Annotated in this window: 19 protein-coding genes and 1 riboswitch; of the genes, 9 read left to right on the top strand and 10 right to left on the bottom strand. The window is 49.0% G+C overall.

Features of this window, described 5'->3' with window-relative positions:
• Positions 1 to 177: 177 nt before the first annotated feature.
• The 7 genes from nth to rsxA form a co-directional block, all read right to left on the bottom strand.
• Positions 178 to 819, bottom strand: a complete 642-nt coding sequence (gene nth, locus L4D19_RS15180; RefSeq protein WP_428453138.1) for an endonuclease III — start codon at positions 817 to 819, stop codon at positions 178 to 180.
• A gap of 131 nt (positions 820 to 950) precedes the next feature.
• Complete coding sequence (locus L4D19_RS15185) at positions 951 to 1,649, bottom strand: electron transport complex subunit E (protein ID WP_428453139.1); 699 nt, start codon at positions 1,647 to 1,649, stop codon at positions 951 to 953.
• On the bottom strand, positions 1,646 to 2,281 hold the full coding sequence (rsxG, locus tag L4D19_RS15190) for an electron transport complex subunit RsxG (RefSeq protein WP_160648586.1): 636 nt from the start codon (positions 2,279 to 2,281) through the stop codon (positions 1,646 to 1,648). The genes L4D19_RS15185 and rsxG overlap by 4 nt, the downstream gene beginning before the upstream one ends.
• A gap of 8 nt (positions 2,282 to 2,289) precedes the next feature.
• Entirely contained in the window at positions 2,290 to 3,339 is a 1,050-nt protein-coding gene (gene rsxD, locus L4D19_RS15195) for an electron transport complex subunit RsxD (RefSeq protein WP_428453140.1), read from the bottom strand.
• Between the two features lie 2 nt (positions 3,340 to 3,341).
• The gene (rsxC, locus tag L4D19_RS15200) at positions 3,342 to 5,921 is read right to left on the bottom strand and encodes an electron transport complex subunit RsxC (RefSeq protein WP_428453141.1); all 2,580 of its coding nucleotides are present in this window, start codon (positions 5,919 to 5,921) and stop codon (positions 3,342 to 3,344) included.
• Between the two features lie 2 nt (positions 5,922 to 5,923).
• Positions 5,924 to 6,505: an electron transport complex subunit RsxB gene (gene rsxB / locus L4D19_RS15205; protein WP_075764791.1), complete on the bottom strand. Its 582-nt coding sequence runs from the start codon at positions 6,503 to 6,505 to the stop codon at positions 5,924 to 5,926.
• Between the two features lies 1 nt (position 6,506).
• Positions 6,507 to 7,088, bottom strand: a complete 582-nt coding sequence (gene rsxA, locus L4D19_RS15210) for an electron transport complex subunit RsxA (RefSeq protein WP_075764789.1) — start codon at positions 7,086 to 7,088, stop codon at positions 6,507 to 6,509.
• Positions 7,089 to 7,567: 479 nt separating this feature from the next.
• Between rsxA and pepE the strand changes: the two genes are divergently transcribed.
• From pepE to L4D19_RS15230, 4 genes are all read left to right on the top strand, one after another.
• Positions 7,568 to 8,305, top strand: a complete 738-nt coding sequence (gene pepE, locus L4D19_RS15215; protein WP_428453142.1) for a dipeptidase PepE — start codon at positions 7,568 to 7,570, stop codon at positions 8,303 to 8,305.
• 700 nt (positions 8,306 to 9,005) lie between these two features.
• Positions 9,006 to 11,030 carry an excinuclease ABC subunit UvrB gene (uvrB, locus tag L4D19_RS15220; RefSeq protein ID WP_428453143.1) on the top strand — a complete coding sequence of 675 codons (2,025 nt, stop codon included), beginning with the start codon at positions 9,006 to 9,008 and terminating at the stop codon, positions 11,028 to 11,030.
• Between the two features lie 380 nt (positions 11,031 to 11,410).
• Positions 11,411 to 12,865 (top strand): quorum-sensing sigma-54 dependent transcriptional regulator LuxO, encoded by a 1,455-nt coding sequence (gene luxO, locus L4D19_RS15225; RefSeq protein ID WP_428453144.1) that lies wholly within the window; start codon positions 11,411 to 11,413, stop codon positions 12,863 to 12,865.
• Entirely contained in the window at positions 12,866 to 13,225 is a 360-nt protein-coding gene (locus tag L4D19_RS15230; RefSeq protein ID WP_160648578.1) for an Hpt domain-containing protein, read from the top strand.
• Here the strand turns inward: L4D19_RS15230 and yvcK are convergent.
• The 3 genes from yvcK to L4D19_RS15245 form a co-directional block, all read right to left on the bottom strand.
• Complete coding sequence (gene yvcK, locus L4D19_RS15235; protein ID WP_428453145.1) at positions 13,187 to 14,083, bottom strand: uridine diphosphate-N-acetylglucosamine-binding protein YvcK; 897 nt, start codon at positions 14,081 to 14,083, stop codon at positions 13,187 to 13,189. The genes L4D19_RS15230 and yvcK overlap by 39 nt on opposite strands.
• 190 nt (positions 14,084 to 14,273) lie before the next feature.
• Positions 14,274 to 14,849 carry an LON peptidase substrate-binding domain-containing protein gene (locus tag L4D19_RS15240; RefSeq protein WP_160648576.1) on the bottom strand — a complete coding sequence of 192 codons (576 nt, stop codon included), beginning with the start codon at positions 14,847 to 14,849 and terminating at the stop codon, positions 14,274 to 14,276.
• A 167-nt stretch (positions 14,850 to 15,016) separates the two neighbouring features.
• On the bottom strand, positions 15,017 to 15,244 hold the full coding sequence (locus L4D19_RS15245) for a hypothetical protein (protein ID WP_160648575.1): 228 nt from the start codon (positions 15,242 to 15,244) through the stop codon (positions 15,017 to 15,019).
• A 180-nt stretch (positions 15,245 to 15,424) separates the two neighbouring features.
• Positions 15,425 to 15,573: riboswitch (molybdenum cofactor riboswitch) on the top strand.
• Here L4D19_RS15245 and moaA point away from each other — a divergent pair.
• The 5 genes from moaA to moaE all read left to right on the top strand — a co-directional run bounded on the left by moaA (position 15,562) and on the right by moaE (position 18,326).
• The gene (moaA, locus tag L4D19_RS15250; protein ID WP_428453146.1) at positions 15,562 to 16,551 is read left to right on the top strand and encodes a GTP 3',8-cyclase MoaA; all 990 of its coding nucleotides are present in this window, start codon (positions 15,562 to 15,564) and stop codon (positions 16,549 to 16,551) included. Its footprint overlaps the riboswitch before it by 12 nt.
• Positions 16,552 to 16,633: 82 nt before the next feature.
• Positions 16,634 to 17,146, top strand: a complete 513-nt coding sequence (gene moaB / locus L4D19_RS15255; RefSeq protein WP_428453147.1) for a molybdenum cofactor biosynthesis protein B — start codon at positions 16,634 to 16,636, stop codon at positions 17,144 to 17,146.
• A 3-nt stretch (positions 17,147 to 17,149) separates the two neighbouring features.
• The gene (moaC, locus tag L4D19_RS15260; protein ID WP_160648572.1) at positions 17,150 to 17,629 is read left to right on the top strand and encodes a cyclic pyranopterin monophosphate synthase MoaC; all 480 of its coding nucleotides are present in this window, start codon (positions 17,150 to 17,152) and stop codon (positions 17,627 to 17,629) included.
• Entirely contained in the window at positions 17,626 to 17,871 is a 246-nt protein-coding gene (gene moaD / locus L4D19_RS15265) for a molybdopterin synthase sulfur carrier subunit (protein WP_160648571.1), read from the top strand. The genes moaC and moaD overlap by 4 nt, the downstream gene beginning before the upstream one ends.
• A gap of 2 nt (positions 17,872 to 17,873) precedes the next feature.
• Positions 17,874 to 18,326 carry a molybdopterin synthase catalytic subunit MoaE gene (gene moaE / locus L4D19_RS15270; protein ID WP_428453148.1) on the top strand — a complete coding sequence of 151 codons (453 nt, stop codon included), beginning with the start codon at positions 17,874 to 17,876 and terminating at the stop codon, positions 18,324 to 18,326.
• Positions 18,327 to 18,492: the final 166 nt, after the last annotated feature.

Genomic DNA, 18,492 nt, shown 5'->3' on the forward strand with positions numbered 1-18,492 from the left:
GAAAAAACGATCAGTTTTCAAATTGTATGACTTATGCTGGTGCTTTCATATTGAGTGAGGAATAGTGAATTACGTTGTGCGACAGTTGCCTCGCAATTCCCAGAACTCCTTTTTAGATGTGTCACATTGGGTATAAAAACAGGTTAACGGCTTCTTAATGACAGCCGTTAACGGTGGTTACTCGCCAGGGTAAACTTTATCTTTGAATTCGCACAGGTCTTCAATAACACAGCTGCCGCAGCGGGGCTTGCGGGCCACACAGGTATAGCGGCCGTGTAATATCAACCAGTGATGGACATCAACCTTGAATTCCTTCGGAACCACTTTTAGTAGCTTCTGCTCGACTTGATCAACGTTTTTACCCATTGCGAATTTGGTTCGGTTTGAGACCCGGAAAATATGGGTATCGACGGCGATGGTAGGCCAGCCGAATGCGGTGTTAAGGACGACATTGGCCGTTTTACGGCCGACACCTGGCAGAGCCTCCAGGGCTTCGCGGTTTTCAGGGACTTCCCCGCCGTGTTGTTCGAGCAGGATCCTGCAAGTCTTAATGACGTTCTCAGCCTTGGAGTTAAACAGGCCGATGGTTTTGATATATTCCTTTACCCCATCGACACCCAGATCGAACATGGCCTGAGGAGTGTTGGCGACAGGATAGAGTTTGTCGGTGGCCTTGTTGACGCTGACATCTGTGGCCTGTGCTGACAGAAGAACCGCAATCAGTAGTTCAAAAGGTGAGTTCCAGTTGAGTTCGGTTTCCGGGTGCGGATTCTCTGCCCGCAGACGTTCAAGGATCTGAACGCGTTTTTCATTGTTCATGCTTGCTTCCTAACAACTGTTGGCTGTTGCCGCAGTAAGCTATTCCTCTGGTGTAGGGCCAGAAACAGGTTGAGCCGCCTGTAGGTATGTAGCTAACTGCGGTTTATAGTATGTTTTTTAAGGTTGAACGTTTAGTTGGCCGAGGTAACTCGTGCCCGTTCAATTTCTGGTTTGGCTTCAGCATCAGCCGCTTTCTGTTCGCGTTTTTTATCAATTACATTCTTGAGTGCGATGATAAAGCCGACACCAATAAAGGCACCGGGCGGTAGCATTGCCAACAAGAAGTTACTGTCAAAGCTGAATACTTCAATTCGCAATGATGCTGCCCAGTCTCCCAGCAGGCGGTCAGCACCGTCGAACAAGGTACCATTTCCCAGAATTTCGCGCATTGCGCCTAGCACCACCAGGGTTGAGGTAAGACCCAGCCCCATCCACAAACCATCTAACACGGCAGGTATAGGTTCGTTCTTGGAGGCGAAAGATTCTGCGCGGCCAATAATAATACAGTTAGTTACGATCAACGGGATGAAGATCCCCAGTGACTGGTAAAGCCCGTAAGTGAAGGCATTCATCAGTAACTGAACACAGGTAACCAGTGCCGCGATGATCATTACGAATACCGGGATCCGAACTTCTGACGGCACCCATTGACGAACCAATGAGACGATCAGGTTCGATCCGATGAGCACTGCCGTGGTAGCAAGCCCGAGGCCAAGGGCATTGGTGACGGTTGCCGATACGGCCAGAAGAGGACAGAGTCCCAGTAACTGAACGATAGCCGGGTTGTTATCCCACAGGCCATTTTTCATCAATTCTTTATTTATGCTCATGAGTGGCCCTGACAATTCAGAGGTTGATTAAACAATTCTTGTTGGTAACGCTGGTAATACAGCGATACCTTCTTCACAGCACCGACAACAGCACGCGGAGTAATGGTTGCACCGGTAAACTGGTCGAAATTACCGCCGTCTTTGCGTACTGCCCAGCTGGCATCTTTTTCACCTTGAAGTTTCTTGCCGGTAAAGCTGTAAATCCAGTCGGTTATCCGGGTATCAATTTTATCGCCAAGCCCCGGGGTTTCATTGTGGCTTAGGACACGCACACCCGTGACGACACCTGAGGTATCAAGGCCGACGATAATTTTGATGGCTCCGTTGTAACCGCCGGGCGCAATAGCTTCAATCGCGACACCCGACACTTCACCTTCTTTTTCAGCCAGGTAAGCCGGCATTGGCGTAGAGGTGCCGAGATATTGCTCATTGGTGACTAGGGTGCAGCTTTTGTAGAGCTCGTTGTCATGGTTTTCTGCAGGGATCACCTGGTTCAGAACCTTAAGCAGCTCCTTTTGTTGCTGCTCTTGAATTCTTCCGGCAGTCAGCAGCTGGGTAACAGATACTAGCAGGGTAGCAAGCAGGGCAAATACTGCCAGTACACCGCTGTTTTTTTTCATTGCAATCAGCATGCTTGCTCCTATAAGTGGCCGTATGTTCGTGGGCGTGTGTAGTAATCGATCATAGGTACACACATGTTTGCCAGCAACACGCTGAACGCGACACCGTCAGGGAAGCCACCCCAGGTTCGGATGAGGTAAACCAGGATCCCGATTAAGGCACCAAAAATCAGACGACCTTTGACTGTGGTCGATGCCGATACAGGATCGGTGGCAATAAAGAATGCCCCGAGCATAGTAGCACCAGAGAATAGGTGGATGATTGGTGATGCCGTACCGTCCGGGTTGAAAAGGAAGGCAATGGTGCTGATCACAAATAATGCGCCCAGCATACCGACAGGGATCTGCCACTGAATAATGCGTAACTTCAGCAGTAGCAAGCCACCCAGCAAGAAGCCAATATTTACCCACTCCCAACCAATACCGGCAATCATACCGAAGATTGGGCCCGCGAGAGTTTCAGTGGTGGTATGGCCGGTTGTCAGTGATGTCTTCAGGGTGTCCAAAGGTGTTGCCATGGTTACGCCGTCAACGGACATCCTGAGCTGATGCACACTGAACCCGTCTTGGGTAAAGCCGGTAAATACTGTATACAGGCTATCAAGCAGCGACACTGGAGCGGCACTGATTGAAGAGGGAGGAAGCCAGGTTGTCATCTGCACCGGAAAGGAAATCAGCAAGACAACATAGGCTACCATTGCCGGGTTGAAGAGATTCTGTCCGAGGCCGCCATATAAGTGCTTGGCGATAACAATAGCAAAGACAACACCGATCACGGTGATCCACCAAGGAGCCAGCGGCGGGATTGAAATACCAACTAGGATACCGGTAAGCAGCGCACTGTTATCGCGCAGGTAAGGTAATACCGGGCGCTTACGCAAAACCAGTATTGCAGCTTCAGAGGCGAGCGCTATCAAAGAAGCCAGAATAACCTGGATCAGTACACCCCAGCCAAAGAAGAACCATTGGGCAGCAATACCAAGGGCCGAACAAAGAATGACAGTACGCATGATATCGCTGGTACTGCGTCGGCTATGTGTATGGGGTGAGCTGGCAATATTAAAAGCCACGATTAGTTATCCTCGTTATTCTGTTGTGTATCTTTTGCTGCTTGTTGGGCAGCCTTGCGAGCCTTGGCACGGGCAATAGCAGCAGCGACAGCGGCTTTCTTTGGATCGACGTCTTCCTCAGTGACAGTGCTGACTGGCTCGTCCTGCGTTTGCTCCGTCTGCGCTTCAGCTTCTTTGGCAGCCTTGCGAGCTTTAGCGCGTGCAATGGCAGCAGCGACAGCGGCTTTTTTCGGATCGGCCTCAGCTTCGGTCGCTGCAGGCTCAGGTGTTTCCTGAGCTTGCGCGGCTTTGCGGGCCTTGGCGCGGGCAACGGCAGCAGCAACAGCCGCTTTTTTCGGATCAGCCTCAGCTTCGGTCGCTGCAGGCTCAGGCGATTCCTGGGCTTGCTCAGACGCTTGTGCAGCTTTACGCGCCTTGGCACGAGCGATGGCAGCAGCGACAGCCGCTTTTTTCGGATCAGCCTCAGCTTCGGTCGCTGCAGGCTCAGGCGATTCCTGAGCTTGCTCAGACGCTTGAGCGGCTTTACGGGCCTTGGCACGGGCGATGGCAGCAGCAACGGCAGCTTTTTTCGGATCAGCCTCAGCTTCGGTCGCTGCAGGCTCAGGTGTTTCCTGAGCAGCTTCAGACGCTTGCGCGGCTTTGCGGGCCTTGGCACGGGCGATGGCAGCAGCAACGGCAGCTTTCTTCGGATCAGCCTCAGCTTCGGTCGCTGCAGGCTCAGTTGCATCCTGAGCTTGCTCAGATGCTTGCGCGGCTTTGCGGGCCTTGGCCCGTGCAATGGCAGCAGCTACTGCATCTTTTTTAGCATCGCCTGTTGTTTCCGATGCTGGTGTATCAGCGGTACTTTCTGTTTGTTTGACAGCTTTTCGCTCGCGAGCCAGACGCTTGCGTTCTTCGCGAAGTTTTGCCATCTCTGTATTGTCAGGCAAAGCTTCTTGAGAAACTTGGCTGTCACCGGACTGGGCTGCAGCCTGCTTGGCTTTTGCCCGGGCAATCGCTGCTGCAACTGCTGGTTTCTTGTCGGTGTCGGCATTGGTGCTGGCCGCTGCTTGTTTGGCTTTAACACGTGCTATAGCAGCAGCAACCGCGTCATCGCCTCCGGAAGCGGCCATTTCTTTGCGGCGATCATCAGCTGCTTTCTTAAAGCGGTTCTCTCGCTCAGCCTTGTCCCGCTCTAAACGGGCTTTCTTGGCTTCAAAGCGTTGTTTGGCTCGCTCGGCATTCTCTTCATCTTGCTTACGCTGACGAATTTCTGCTTTGGCCTGGCGATAGTATTGAACCAGCGGGATTTCACTTGGGCAGACATACGCACAGGCTCCGCATTCAATACAGTCAAAGAGATTGTATTCCTCGCATTTGGCATAGTCCTGATCTTTGGCATACCACTGTAGCTGTTGCGGTAGCAGGGAGACCGGACAGGCCTCGGCACACGCTGTACAGCGAATGCAGGACATTTCATTGTTTGTCGGAGAAATTTCCTTGCGTGTCGGAGCCAGAATACAGTTGGCAATCTTGGTGATTGGAACATCACAGTGTGGCAGGGTAAAACCCATCATCGGGCCACCCATGATCACGCGTGGTAGTTTCTTATCGGCTTTATAGCCAAAACGCTCCAGCAGGAAATTTACCGGTGTTCCTAGCAATGCCCAGGTGTTGCCAGGCTGTTTGAACGTTTTGCCGGTGACGGTAACAACACGCTGAATCAAGGGTTCGCCGTCAACTACGGCACGCTTGATTGCATGCGTGGTTCCCACATTGTGCATCATGATGCCAATGTCGGCAGGTATCCCTTTAGTCGGAACCTCTTTGCCTGTCAGCACCTTGATTAACTGCTTCTCGCCACCGGAAGGGTATTTGGTCGGGATTGCACGAATAACAATACCGTCATCTTCGCTGATACAGCGTTGAAGCGCCTCGATTGCTTCCGGCTTGTTATCTTCGATACCGATGATAGTGAGCTTGGGGACAAGGATATGATTCAGGATCCGAATGCCTTCAACGACATCGCGAGCGTTATCTTGCATCAGGCGATCGTCGGCAGTGATATATGGTTCGCACTCAGCAGCATTAATGATCAGGATATCTGTTTTTCCCAAACCACTTTGAAGTTTACGGCCGGCTGGAAAACCTGCACCGCCCATGCCGGAGATCCCTTGGAGGCGGATATGATCAATCAGATCAGCTGTTTCAGTCTGGCGATAGTCAGCGATGGTTGTTTTCTCACCCCAGGTATCATTGCCATCCGGCTCAATAATGATACAAAGATCGGATAAGCCGGAAGGGTGGGCGATAGTATGAGGTTTTACCGCCTTAATTGTGCCTGAAGTCGGGGCGTGAACAGGTACACTCAGTGCTACGTCGGCATGCGTCAGTGGCTGACCTTTGAGTACTTTGTCTCCGGCTGTGACTAAGACATCACCAACGGCGCCGATGTGCTGTTTTAGGGGCAGCACCAGCTCACCAGGGATCTTGGCTTCGGCAATTTCAGAATGGCTGGACAGGGCTTTTTGCTCTGGTGGGTGAATTCCGCCCGGGAAGTCCCATAGCTGACCCTGTTTTATTTGTTCGATGATTGACAGCATGGTTACTCTACCTTGTTGGCGCTTGTATCAGCAGGAATATTGACGACGGGGATTTTGTTAAGCTCCCACTTCCAGCTTTCCGGGGTCATTTCTACCGGAACCATTTCGATACAGTCGGTCGGACAAGGTGCGACACAAAGATCGCAACCGGTACACTCATCTTTGATGACGGTGTGTAGCGCCTTAGTGCCGCCGACGATCGCATCAACAGGACATGCCTGAATGCACTTGGTACAGCCGATGCACATGTCTTCATGGATAAACGCGACTTTTTTCAGGCCTTTGTCATCATCGTGAGCCGAGTCCTGAACATCTACCCCCATCAAATCAGCCAGCTTCTCTATGGTTTGCTGGCCGCCGGGAGGGCATTTGTTAATATCATCACCGTTGGCAATGGCTTCCGCGTAGGGACGGCAGCCAGGGTAACCGCACTGGCCGCACTGAGTTTGTGGCAGAATGCTATCGATTTGCTCGACAATCGGATCGGCTTCTACCTTGAAGCGGATCGAGGCAAAGCCAAGGACCAGGCCAAAAATCGCGGCAAGTACTGCGATTGCAATAACTGCAATTAATATTCCGCTCATTTTATAGTTTCACCAATCCAGTAAAGCCCATAAAGGCAAGAGACATCAGGCCGGCTGTGATCATGGCGATTGAGGCGCCTTTAAAAGGACTCGGAACATCCGCTGCGGCAATGCGCTCACGCATAGAAGCAAACAGCACCAAGACCAGCGAGAAGCCAATAGCAGCACCGAAGCCATACACCACAGATTCAATGAAATTGTGGCGTTCGTTGATATTCAGGAGTGCAACCCCCAAAACCGCACAGTTTGTCGTGATTAGTGGCAGGAATATCCCCAGTAGACGATAAAGCGTCGGGCTGGTTTTATGGACGACCATCTCGGTAAACTGAACCACGACAGCGATCACCAGAATGAAGCTAAGTGTTCGAAGGTATTGAATGCCAAGAGGGACGAGGATATAGGCTTCAACAAGATACGCGCATACGGATGCCAGGGTAAGTACAAACGTTGTTGCCAAACCCATGCCAATTGCTGTTTCCAGTTTTTTAGACACGCCCATGAACGGGCAAAGGCCTAAAAATTTCACCAGTACAAAGTTGTTAACCAACACTGTACCGACAAGTAGTAGTAGGTATTCAGTCATACCGTCTTAATTATAATTTGCTAGAGATCTGCATATTATCTTCCTTTGCACAAGCTATAACAACTCTTGTCTTGCAGGGTTTTTCGATATTGCTGATTTTTTCATCAGTTATTACTTGGTTAAGTCCGGATCAATAAGAAAGCATCTATGGATGCCATGCACAAAAATGTGTGTATTGTCTGATTGATTTTCGCAGTGTGTCGACATGCATTCTGGACTATTAGAAATGGTTGTTGAGTATATGTATGACAATTGTGATTGCCTGTTGAACATATGTGCCTGCGGATGTAAGTGTGTTGTTTTCGTTTTTTATTAACGGCTGTACTTTAGTGATAGGCACTGCATAAATTACCTGTCAGTGGTTTTATATGTGGCGGCTAGGCGTAGAATCAAAATACAAAACCAGCGAACAACGTCAATGAAAAACAGTATGCTGGACATTGGGCTGGCCGTTATCAAGTATTCGTAAGGGGATAAAGATGGATATTTTAATGTTGAGCAACGGCAAGATCGCCGGAAACGAACATGTTATGGGGTTTGCCAGTGAGGCAATCATTGAGCAGGTACAACGCACCGGTGCCAAAAACTGGGTACTGATCCCGTATGCGGTCATTCGTTCAAGTCATGATGATCGTGTAGCCATGGTTCAGGAGACATTTGATGCTCTCGGACTGGATTGCCAGGTTACTGGTCTCCATCAGGCCGATGATCCTGTTGCTGCGCTACAGGCGGCAGATGGCATTTTGGTGAGTGGCGGAAATACTTGGGTCCTGAACAAGACGTTGCATGACTTGGGGCTTGTCGGTCCAATACGCAAAGCAGTGCTTGATCTGGGTATTCCTTATATCGGCTGGAGTGCCGGTACGAACATTACCTGTCCGACGATTCGTACTACCAACGATATGCCAATTATTACCGGTGCCGTATTACCGTCACTGAATTTGGTACCGTTCCAGATTAATCCGCATTATTTGGAAGCAAAGGTTGAAGGACATAACGGTGAAACCCGGGATGAGCGCATTCAGGAGTTTCTGGAGGTGAACAAGCACGAACCTGTTATTGGTATTCCTGAAGGGACCTGGCTGCATTTGCATAACGGCCAGCTTAGTTATCACAGTGCAAACGGCAAGGATCTCAAGCTCTTTAGCTATGGAAACGAGCCAGTATATTATTCTGAGCAGCAGGATATTCAGTTCCTGATGGCGCACAGCTGCTAGATAGCCTTTAAACATAAGATAACGGCAGGCTACGGCTTGCCGTTTTTTGTCGAGGTGAGCGGATACCGATAATCACAGTGCAAAATTGATTTCTAAAATTGCGTTTAAAATTCACTTGATTTTGTTCGGCCCAGACTTGGCAAGGGCTTAGGCGAGTTATCCACGGAAACTGTGGATAAGTGTGTTGATGGATGCTTGGAAAAAGCCGCGATGGCGACAGGTAGAGCGCTGTGGTTATATTTTGTACAGCATGGTCGCAGGAAGAATAAATAGTTGTATTATAGCGATATAGGAATAAACGGCAGAATATATATGAATCAATTAGAATAAATACTTTAGAGAATGCCAAGTATACGGTTGCTTGTGAATTGATTTGAATCAATTGTGGGAAAAGCTGTGGATGATCGCTCTTGAAGAGAGTGCTTTTGAGGGATTTTATAGGCTTTTAATCACCAGCCTGAAGTATAGCTGAACAAAGTCATTCTTGTTCGTGGGCGGTGATAATACGCCTAAGGATAAAATTGTTCAATCCTTGAATTTAATTTTTTTGCGTTTTTTTCTTCACGCTGAAAAGCAATCGCTTTGACTGAGGGGAATGGACAGGGACGGAAGAATAGAAAGATGAACAAGCCTGATTATTGACAAGCCTTGTCATAACAGCAAAATGTCCCATAAGTCCTCCTTACTACGGAACTTCAGTATGAGCAAAACGTTTAATTTATCTTCCCGCTTTTCTCCTTCCGGCGATCAGCCCACAGCAATCAATCAGTTGCTGGAAGGCTTGGATGCGGGGCTTGCTCACCAGACATTGCTGGGTGTGACGGGATCGGGGAAAACTTTTACTGTAGCCAATGTTATTGCAGAAGCGGATCGGCCAACCTTGATCCTTGCCCCCAATAAAACGTTGGCGGCCCAGCTCTATGGTGAAATGAAGGAGTTCTTTCCGGATAACGCCGTGGAATACTTTGTTTCGTACTATGACTATTACCAGCCGGAAGCCTATGTCCCGACGACCGATACCTTTATAGAGAAAGATGCATCGGTGAATGCTCATATTGAGCAGATGCGCCTATCGGCAACCAAGGCACTGATGGAGCGACGTGATGTTATTATTATTGCTTCCGTCTCTGCGATTTATGGCCTGGGTGACCCGGACTCATACCTTAAGATGATGTTGCATGTTCGCCGTGGCGATATGCTGGACCAACGAGATATTCTTCGCCGACTGGCTGAACTGCAGTACACCCGAAACGATATTGCCTTTGAACGAGGCACTTTCCGTGTCCGCGGCGAAGTCATTGATATCTTTCCGGCTGAATCGGAAAAAAATGCGGTACGGATTGAACTGTTTGATGATGAGGTGGATTGCATCAGCGCATTTGATCCGCTGACTGGAGCCGTACTACAACGAGACCTGCCTCGCTGCACCATTTATCCTAAGACTCACTATGTCACACCGCGTGAACGTATCCTTGAGGCAGTAGATAAAATCAAAGTTGAGCTTGAGGTACGTAAAAAGCAGCTATTAGAGAATAACAAGCTAGTGGAAGAGCAGCGCATAGCTCAGCGCACCCAGTTTGATATTGAAATGATGAATGAGCTGGGTTTTTGTTCGGGGATCGAAAACTACTCGCGCTACCTCAGCGGCCGAGCGGAGGGTGAGCCGCCTCCGACATTGTTTGACTACCTGCCGGCCGATGGCCTGCTTATCATTGATGAGTCGCATGTTACCGTCTCGCAGATTGGCGCTATGTATCGTGGTGACCGCTCTCGTAAGGAAAATCTTGTCGAGTACGGCTTTCGATTGCCGTCTGCCCTCGACAACCGCCCGCTTAAGTTTGAGGAGTTTGAGTCTCTGGCACCGCAGACCCTCTATGTTTCTGCAACGCCGGGAAACTATGAAATCGAGCAGTCAGGCGGTGATATTGCCGAGCAGGTTGTGCGCCCGACAGGGCTGCTCGATCCACAGATTGAAGTTCGCCCGGTGGCGACCCAGGTTGATGACCTGTTGTCAGAGATTAGGATTCGCGAGGCCAAAGGCGAGCGGGTATTGGTTACGACATTGACAAAGAGGATGGCAGAGGATCTGACCGAATACCTGGATGAGCATGGTGTCAGGGTGCGCTATCTGCATTCGGATATTGACACGGTTGAGCGGGTAGAGATCATTCGGGATCTGCGTCTGGGTGAGTTTGATGTACTGGTAGGGATAAACTTGCTGCGAGAAGGCCTGGATATGCCTGAGGTTTCTCTGGTGGCGATTCTTGATGCCGATAAAGAGGGGTTCCTTCGCTCGGAGCGCTCATTGATTCAGACCATCGGACGTGCTGCCCGAAACCTTGAAGGTAAGGCAATATTGTATGCTGACCGCATTACGGGCTCGATGGAGCGGGCTATGAACGAAACCAATCGCCGTCGGGAAAAGCAGCAAGCCTATAATGAAGAGCGCGGCATTGTTCCTAAGGCGCTTAACAAGGCGGTATCGGATATCATGGAATTAGGTCAGCCTGGTAAACGTCGCAGGCCAAATAAGGCGGCTCAGCTTCATCAGGTTGCCGAACAGAAAGGTACGTATACGACCATGTCACCGCAGCAGCTGGAAATTGAGATTCAGCAGTTGGAATCAGAAATGTATGACTTGGCACAGAACCTGGAATTTGAGAAAGCCGCTGAATTGCGCGATAAGATCCACTCGATGCGAGAGCAGTTCATCGTAAACAGCTAACGTCACAGGGGCCTGGTAAGGCTCTTGTACTCCTCCCAACCCCTCATAAAAAAAAAGCCAACCGAGAACAGATTCGGTTGGCGTCATTGTTTTAGTGAAATAATTCCACAAACAACGTCAGTTGGCTAGGTTGACTCTCAGGAAAGAGTCAGTTTAGTTAATGCAGACTCCGTGCCAACTTTTTTGATCCCGATAATTGGACTTTTTTGCGACGCTTCGCGAGTAATTTGTCACCGTTTTCTTTATCTATCACGTTGTTATTTGCATTTTGCAAATCAATATGCGATTCATAATAGGAATTTAGAAAATTTGAAATTTCTCATAACAGTTTTTTTTCTATTGATTACAATTAGTTTAGGAAGAAAGGCTTTGGAGGGGCAATGGAAAGCAGGTCAACTCAGCGACAAGTATTAATGGTAGAAGATACCGCCTCGGTTGCGGCCTTGTACAAATCTTACCTAAATCCCCTGGGTTTAATGGTCAGTATTGTCGGGACCGGGACGGAAGCACTCAGCTTCGTCAAAGATATTACTCCTGACTTAATATTGCTTGATCTTCGACTGCCTGACATGACGGGCATGGAAGTGCTGGAATCTGTGCGTCGAGATCACGGTAATATTCCGGTGGTGATCATGACGGCACATGGTTCCATCGATGTGGCCGTAGAAGCCATGCGTCATGGTGCGCAGGACTTTTTGATCAAGCCGTGTGAAGCGGACCGTTTGCGGATCACCGTTAACAACGCGCTAAAAGAAGAGAATAAAGCGCCGAAAGAGCGCCAGAAGTCCAAGCAGGGCGGGGCGCAGTACCAAGGATTTATAGGTAACAGCCTTCCAATGCAGGCTGTGTATCGAGTGATTGAGTCTGCGGCCTCTAGTAAGGCAACGGTATTTATTACCGGTGAAAGCGGTACAGGTAAGGAAGTCTGTGCAGAAGCTGTGCATGCGGCAAGCCCGCGAAATGATCATCCTTTTGTGGCCTTGAACTGTGCGGCGATTCCGAAAGAGCTCATAGAAAGCGAACTGTTTGGCCATGTAAAAGGGGCGTTTACCGGTGCCTCGACCGAAAGGCAGGGAGCCGTAGAGCTCGCTAACAAGGGGACACTGTTTCTCGATGAGCTTTGCGAAATGGATTTGGATTTGCAAAGTAAGCTACTGCGTTTTATCCAGACCGGCACCTATCAGAAAGTCGGCTCATCCAAAACAAGCAGCGTGGATGTTCGCTTTGTTTGTGCAACCAACCGGAATCCATGGGTTGAGGTTCAGGAAGGGCGTTTTCGTGAAGACTTGTATTATCGCCTGCATGTGATTCCCGTTACCTTGCCGCCGCTTAGGGATCGTGGCGAGGATGTCATTGAAATTGCCCATGCTTTACTGGCTCTGATGTCAGTAGAAGAAGGCAAGAACTTTAGTCGTTTCTCTCCAGAGGTTATCAATCTGTTTCAGCGCCATAGCTGGCAGGGGAATGTCCGTGAACTACAAAATGTGATCCGAAACATAGTGGTACTGAATACCGGTGAAGAGGTCACGTTAGATATGGTTCCGCCGCCCATATCTGGTGGAGATGGCGCAGAAATTGCACGTACTGTTCAGCTAACTGCTGAACCGCAAAATAATGCGGACACTCGTGATGGGGTTTCTCACAATCATTCCATCGATAAATCGCAAATTGAGCCCTTGTGGGTTGTTGAGAAACGCGCCATTCAGGCGGCGATTGATGCGTGTGAGGGAAATATTCCCCGAGCAGCGGGCTTGTTGGAAGTCAGCCCATCAACGATATATAGAAAATTACAGGCCTGGCAGGAAGCGGCAGGTAGTAACAGGGAGATAAAATAAATGGCAACGAGTATTAATGCATCTACAATCAAGCGCTTATCTGAAGAAGTTGGTCAGGACACAGTAACACTGTTGCTTAATGTCTTCAGTGACGAGCTGGAGCAGTACTTACGTCAGTTATCAGATCAACCTACTATTAGCCAGGTCAGGGAAATTAGTCATGCGATAAAAAGCAGCGCTGCAAGTTTTGGTGCTGATGAGCTAGCTGAAATGGCGCAAGAGTGTGAATCTCGGGTGAAACAAGGTCAGGAGCAGTGGATGAATGACCACCTGTGTGAGTTTACACAGATGGTCAAGGGAATGGCTATAGAATACAAACAGCTAGCTAGCAACGATGAGCTTATCAACCGCATGCTTTAGTTTCTCGCGATCATGACGCCATTCGTGATTGCTCGAGGCCAGATCTTCAATCACCTGGTGATATCGCGCATCTAATTCAGAACGGTATTGATCCGACAGGACGCCATCAACCTGGCGTCCTCCCATTGCCCTCTCACACCAATGTAGCATTGTTTCAAGGGACATCATCCCGGCAGGTCCGCTCTCTTTATCCAGATTAGTGACAAAGACGATATTGGCGTTGCAGCTCTTAAGAGCAAGTTCAATTTCTTTGAGTAACAGTGGTGGCATGACACTGGTTAAGAAGCTGCCTGGCCCTAGTAAAATCACATCCGCTTCCTCTATGGCGGTGACGGCTTCCCTTGTGGCAGGAACGGCGGGCTCGACATAGAGTCGCTGCGGCACTTCCTGTAACTCATCCACGCTGGTTTCGCCGCTGATTATCTCGCCACTTTGAATCATGGCTGCCAAATCAGCAGGGTGCTCAGACATGGGCACAATATGGGTTTTCACCTTGAGCATGTCACGGATCAGGTTGATAGCTTCTAGCGGGCGAATAGAGAGGTTATCCAGAGCTTTAAGCATCAAGTTACCCAGATTATGGCCACTTAGCTCACCGTTGCCCCGAAACCGGTATTCGAAGATCATTGAACCTACTGAGGGCTCGGTAATGAGCTGGTTGATACAGTTTCGGGTATCTCCCCAGGCAATTCCTCCCTGGCAGGCTCGAATACGGCCGGTAGAGCCTCCATTGTCGGTCGTGGTGACAATTCCTGTAACCTGAGAGCCATAGTCGGAGAGCGCAGACAGGATCCTGCCAAGGCCATGTCCGCCGCCAATGGCAACAATTTTAGCATCAGCAATATTTGTTGTAGTCATAGCCGTAGTTGCATAAATCCGTTATCAAAATAGAGCGGTCAGTGTATACAAATCGCTATGTGAATTACAAATAGGCCGGGACGAGATGGAGTATAAGTCACGTATGGTGCTAATTTCATAATAAAAAACCTCCCGTACAGGGTACGAGAGGCAAACACATAGAACGACAGTGTGTTGGGATGAAACGCGGCTAGTGCGGTTTTTGCATGATACTCATCAGGTAATCGTAGGTATCCTGGCAGTTAGGCGTGTTAAGCAGTGCTTGCTTCTCGCTGGCAGGCACTGGCAGTATTTCCAGCCAGCGCTGACATAGCCAGCTTAGATTATTGAACTCTTTCTTTAAGTTAAGTTGGTTGAGCTCAGGATGTTTGTTGAACATCTGCTTGAGTTTGTCCGCCAGAACAATTTGGTCGTTGCGAATTTCGACTTCCGGCCACTGAGGGATAATGTCATATTCCCCGGAGAAGACACCGCTATCGTCTTGTTCTAGAGCATTGATTCGGAAGTTTTCATGGCCGTATACAGTAACAATCAGTGAACCATCCAGGGCTGAAGTATCTAAATCCTCAACCGTCACTCGGGTTCCGATATGGAAGAAGTGGTGGCCGTGTTCAGCCTCGTCAAACATACAGATACCAAAGCCAATATCAGAGGTTAGCGCAGCCTTGAATGCGTCCATTTGTGGCCCAGGAGCAACCCGTATTGGCATTCTCCCACCGGGTAACACATGGCGCTGTTGAAAAAGTAGCGGTATAGACTGTTTCATAATCGGCTCCAACTGTCGTAATAGTTGTCAGGTAACTTAGACAATGCAATTGTGATGCCGGAATTTATACCGCTATTTTGGCCGTACGGTGGTGCTTTAAAGCTGAATGAGTGCGTGTAATTGCATATTGCGAATCTCACTGCAATTTGCACTGTGCATTATGCGAATTATTTCTGATTCGCAATGATTTTCAGCGCATTATCACTAGGCAGTAACTCAAGATGGCTTTGCTCGTTAAAGTACCAGCCTTTAATGATCCCCTTTTCCATCATGTCGTTGAAGCCGTCTATGACACGCATCGCCTGCTCACGGGCACGCTTTGCATCCAGTCCTTCTTCTCGCTGTAAATAGAGTGCAATATCGTCAACAGTCGCAGATTCAATAATGTTGGACATAATCCCCCCACTTTTTATGAGAATTTTTAACTATCTTCCCTTTAGTAGTATTGTCGTGAATTCTTACGAAAGGTAGAATGCAACACGTTTTTTTCAGAGATTTGTCAATAAAGCACTTTCTCTGATAGGTTATAATAATTAAGCCGCTGCACATGTCGCTAGGCGATATAATAATGTGTGCAGCAGCCATAACTCCGAGCTTTATTCACTAAGTTGCAGCCTTTTGGGGATGACAATAGGTGGATGAAGCCAGTGACAGGTAGTCACCAGGGTCGACAAAGAAATGCATCGGCCTCCCGTATTTGGAAAGGTGTTCCGTGGCGAATCAATTTGAAGATAATTTTCATCGTAAGTTTTATTACTTACGACTCTCAGTGACTGATGTCTGTAATTTCAGATGTACATACTGCCTGCCTGACGGCTATCAACCTGCAGAAAGGAAGAAGCCTTCTTTTCTGACGCTTGATGAGATCAAGCGTGTAACAGGGGCGTTTGCCGACTGTGGTACGACGAAAGTGCGTATCACAGGTGGTGAACCGAGCCTGCGCCGTGATTTTACTGATATTATCGGTACTGTGGCTTCCCAGCCAGGTATCAGTAAAGTAGCGACAACCACCAACGGCTATCGCATGGCGAAGCACGTTGGTGAGTGGCGTGATGCCGGGCTAACCCATATCAACGTCAGTGTCGATAGTCTTGACCCGAAGATGTTTTACCAGATCACTGGTGAAAATATGTTCCATCAGGTGATGGCGGGTATCGATGCAGCGTTTGAAGCTGGTTTTGAACAGGTAAAAATCAACACTGTCCTGCTAAAAGATCTCAACTCACAGGAGCTGCCAAAGTTCCTCGACTGGATTAAGACTCGGCCGATACAACTTCGATTTATCGAGCTAATGCAAACGGGTGAAATGGACAATTTGTTCAATAATCATCATGTTTCCGGTGTCAGTATCCGCAACCACCTCATCGCGAACGGCTGGCTTCTTAAAATAAGAAGTAACAACGACGGGCCGGCTCAGGTATTTTGCCACCCAGACTATCAGGGCGAGATTGGTCTTATCATGCCGTATGAAAAAGACTTCTGCCAAAGCTGTAACCGCTTACGTATTTCGGCCAACGGTAAACTTCACCTTTGCCTGTTCGGCGATCATGGCGTTGATTTACGCGATTTGCTGGAAGCTGATACTCAGCGAGCAGACTTGATCGATCGTATCCAAAGTGGGTTGCAGCAAAAAGCCGTTGGGCATTTTCTTGATGACGGTAATACGGGTATGACGCCGCACCTTGCCTCAATTGGCGGATAATTTCCGGTTCTGATCGGTACGTAATACTGATCAGGCCGCCTAAATTTCAATTTATTACTACTTCAGTTTGGGAATTACTGTAATGGGTCATGCAGAAACTGCGTTTGAACCAGCACATGTGGCTGTATTGACGGTGTCAGATACGCGCACCGAACACAATGATACCTCGGGCCAGTACCTTGCAGAGTCACTGCAAGAAGCCGGTCACAAGCTAGCCGATAAAAAAATAGTGATTGACGATGTTTATCAGATACGCGCGGTTGTCTCTCAGTGGATTGCTGATGAGAAGGTGCAGGCGGTACTGATCACTGGCGGAACGGGCTTTACCTCAAGAGATAATACGCCCGAGGCGTTGCTCCCTTTGTTTGATAAACAAGTCGAGGGTTTTGGTGAGATTTTCCGCATGGTGTCTTACCAGGAAATCGGCACTTCAACAATCCAGTCCCGGGCGGTTGCAGGTATGGCCAATAAGACCGTTATCTTTGCCATGCCGGGCTCGACGGGCGCCTGCCGGACAGGCTGGACGAAAATCATCAAAGAGCAGTTGGATGCAAGCCACCGTCCATGTAATTTTATGCCTCACCTAGGAAAATAAACAATGAACCAATTTACACATATCAATGCATCCGGTGAGGCCAACATGGTCGATGTTTCGGGTAAAACGGAAACCGTACGGGAAGCACGCGCGGAAGCGTTCGTCCATATGGCGCCGGAGACACTTGCTCTTATCGTATCCGGTAAGCATCATAAAGGCGATGTATTTGCTACGGCGCGTATTGCCGGTATTCAGGCGGCCAAGAAAACATGGGATTTGATCCCGCTTTGTCACCCGCTGTTGTTGTCGAAAGTCGAAGTGCAGCTAGAGGCGATAGAAGCCGAGAATATGGTACGTATCGAATCTTGTTGTAAGCTGGCGGGCAAAACCGGCGTTGAGATGGAGGCACTGACTGCGGCTTCCGTTGCTGCGTTGACCATATATGATATGTGCAAGGCGGTGCAAAAAGATATGGTTATCGGTCAGATCCGGTTGCTTGAGAAAACTGGCGGCAAGTCAGGTCACTTTAAGGTGGAAGCATGATTAATGTACTTTTCTTCGCTCAGGTAAAAGAGCTGGTAGGCGTTGATCGCCTTGAAATGGATGCCGGGTTTGCGACGGCAGAGGAGCTGCGTACTCATCTGTGCGAACGTGGTGACAAGTGGCAACTGGCATTGGAATCCGGCAAGTTGCTGGTCGCTGTCAATCAGACTATTTGTCCATTAGATACTGTTATCAAAGATGGGGATGAGATTGCCTTCTTCCCGCCGGTTACCGGAGGCTAAATATGATCTCTGTTCAGTTTGAAGATTTCTCGGTTGCTGATGAGTACGCCAAGTTGGCCGAAGGCACTGATGCCGGTGCTGTGGTGACCTTTATCGGTAAGGTGCGAGATTTCAATCAGGGCGATACTGTCACTGGCTTGTCTCTGGAGCACTATCCGGGGATGACGGAAAAATCGTTGGAAGATATCGTCGAGCAAGCCCGCGAGCGCTGGCCGTTGCTGCAAACTCGGGTTATTCACCGGGTCGGCGATTTGGAGCTGGGTGATCAGATTGTCTTTGTCGGCGTGTCGAGTGCCCACCGTGGCGCAGCTTTTCAGGCGTGTGAGTTTATTATGGACTACCTGAAAACACGAGCCCCGTTCTGGAAAAAAGAGCAGACCCCCGAAGAGTCACGCTGGGTTGATGCTCGTGAGACCGATACCTCTGCTGCTGACCGCTGGGTAACAGATCAGTAAAGCCATGCGGGTACTTGGTTTTCTTGCTCAGGGCAGAACTTAGGTTCTGCCCTGTTTGTATTGAATGATTGTGCCTCCCTTCTTTCTTTTGTTGCATAACTCTTCGTTTTGACATCTCGCCAGGGTTGAATAACTACCACCTTTGGCTATTTTGGTCGTTTGGCCG

This window comes from Photobacterium kasasachensis (assembly GCF_050336885.1).
GTDB lineage: Bacteria > Pseudomonadota > Gammaproteobacteria > Enterobacterales > Vibrionaceae > Photobacterium > Photobacterium kasasachensis.

Bases quoted from the DNA above. Each gene is read 5' to 3' on its own strand.
- moaE (WP_428453148.1), top strand. From the start codon at position 17,874: ATGATCTCTGTTCAGTTTGAAGATTTCTCGGTTGCTGATGAGTACGCC.
- rsxB (WP_075764791.1), bottom strand. From the start codon at position 6,505: ATGAGCGGAATATTAATTGCAGTTATTGCAATCGCAGTACTTGCCGCG.
- L4D19_RS15245 (WP_160648575.1), bottom strand. From the start codon at position 15,244: ATGTCCAACATTATTGAATCTGCGACTGTTGACGATATTGCACTCTAT.
- uvrB (WP_428453143.1), top strand. From the start codon at position 9,006: ATGAGCAAAACGTTTAATTTATCTTCCCGCTTTTCTCCTTCCGGCGAT.
- rsxG (WP_160648586.1), bottom strand. From the start codon at position 2,281: ATGCTGATTGCAATGAAAAAAAACAGCGGTGTACTGGCAGTATTTGCC.
- nth (WP_428453138.1), bottom strand. From the start codon at position 819: ATGAACAATGAAAAACGCGTTCAGATCCTTGAACGTCTGCGGGCAGAG.
- L4D19_RS15185 (WP_428453139.1), bottom strand. From the start codon at position 1,649: ATGAGCATAAATAAAGAATTGATGAAAAATGGCCTGTGGGATAACAAC.
- moaB (WP_428453147.1), top strand. From the start codon at position 16,634: ATGGGTCATGCAGAAACTGCGTTTGAACCAGCACATGTGGCTGTATTG.
- yvcK (WP_428453145.1), bottom strand. From the start codon at position 14,083: ATGACTACAACAAATATTGCTGATGCTAAAATTGTTGCCATTGGCGGC.
- moaD (WP_160648571.1), top strand. From the start codon at position 17,626: ATGATTAATGTACTTTTCTTCGCTCAGGTAAAAGAGCTGGTAGGCGTT.
- L4D19_RS15240 (WP_160648576.1), bottom strand. From the start codon at position 14,849: ATGAAACAGTCTATACCGCTACTTTTTCAACAGCGCCATGTGTTACCC.
- rsxC (WP_428453141.1), bottom strand. From the start codon at position 5,921: ATGCTGTCAATCATCGAACAAATAAAACAGGGTCAGCTATGGGACTTC.
- L4D19_RS15230 (WP_160648578.1), top strand. From the start codon at position 12,866: ATGGCAACGAGTATTAATGCATCTACAATCAAGCGCTTATCTGAAGAA.
- pepE (WP_428453142.1), top strand. From the start codon at position 7,568: ATGGATATTTTAATGTTGAGCAACGGCAAGATCGCCGGAAACGAACAT.
- luxO (WP_428453144.1), top strand. From the start codon at position 11,411: ATGGAAAGCAGGTCAACTCAGCGACAAGTATTAATGGTAGAAGATACC.
- rsxA (WP_075764789.1), bottom strand. From the start codon at position 7,088: ATGACTGAATACCTACTACTACTTGTCGGTACAGTGTTGGTTAACAAC.
- moaC (WP_160648572.1), top strand. From the start codon at position 17,150: ATGAACCAATTTACACATATCAATGCATCCGGTGAGGCCAACATGGTC.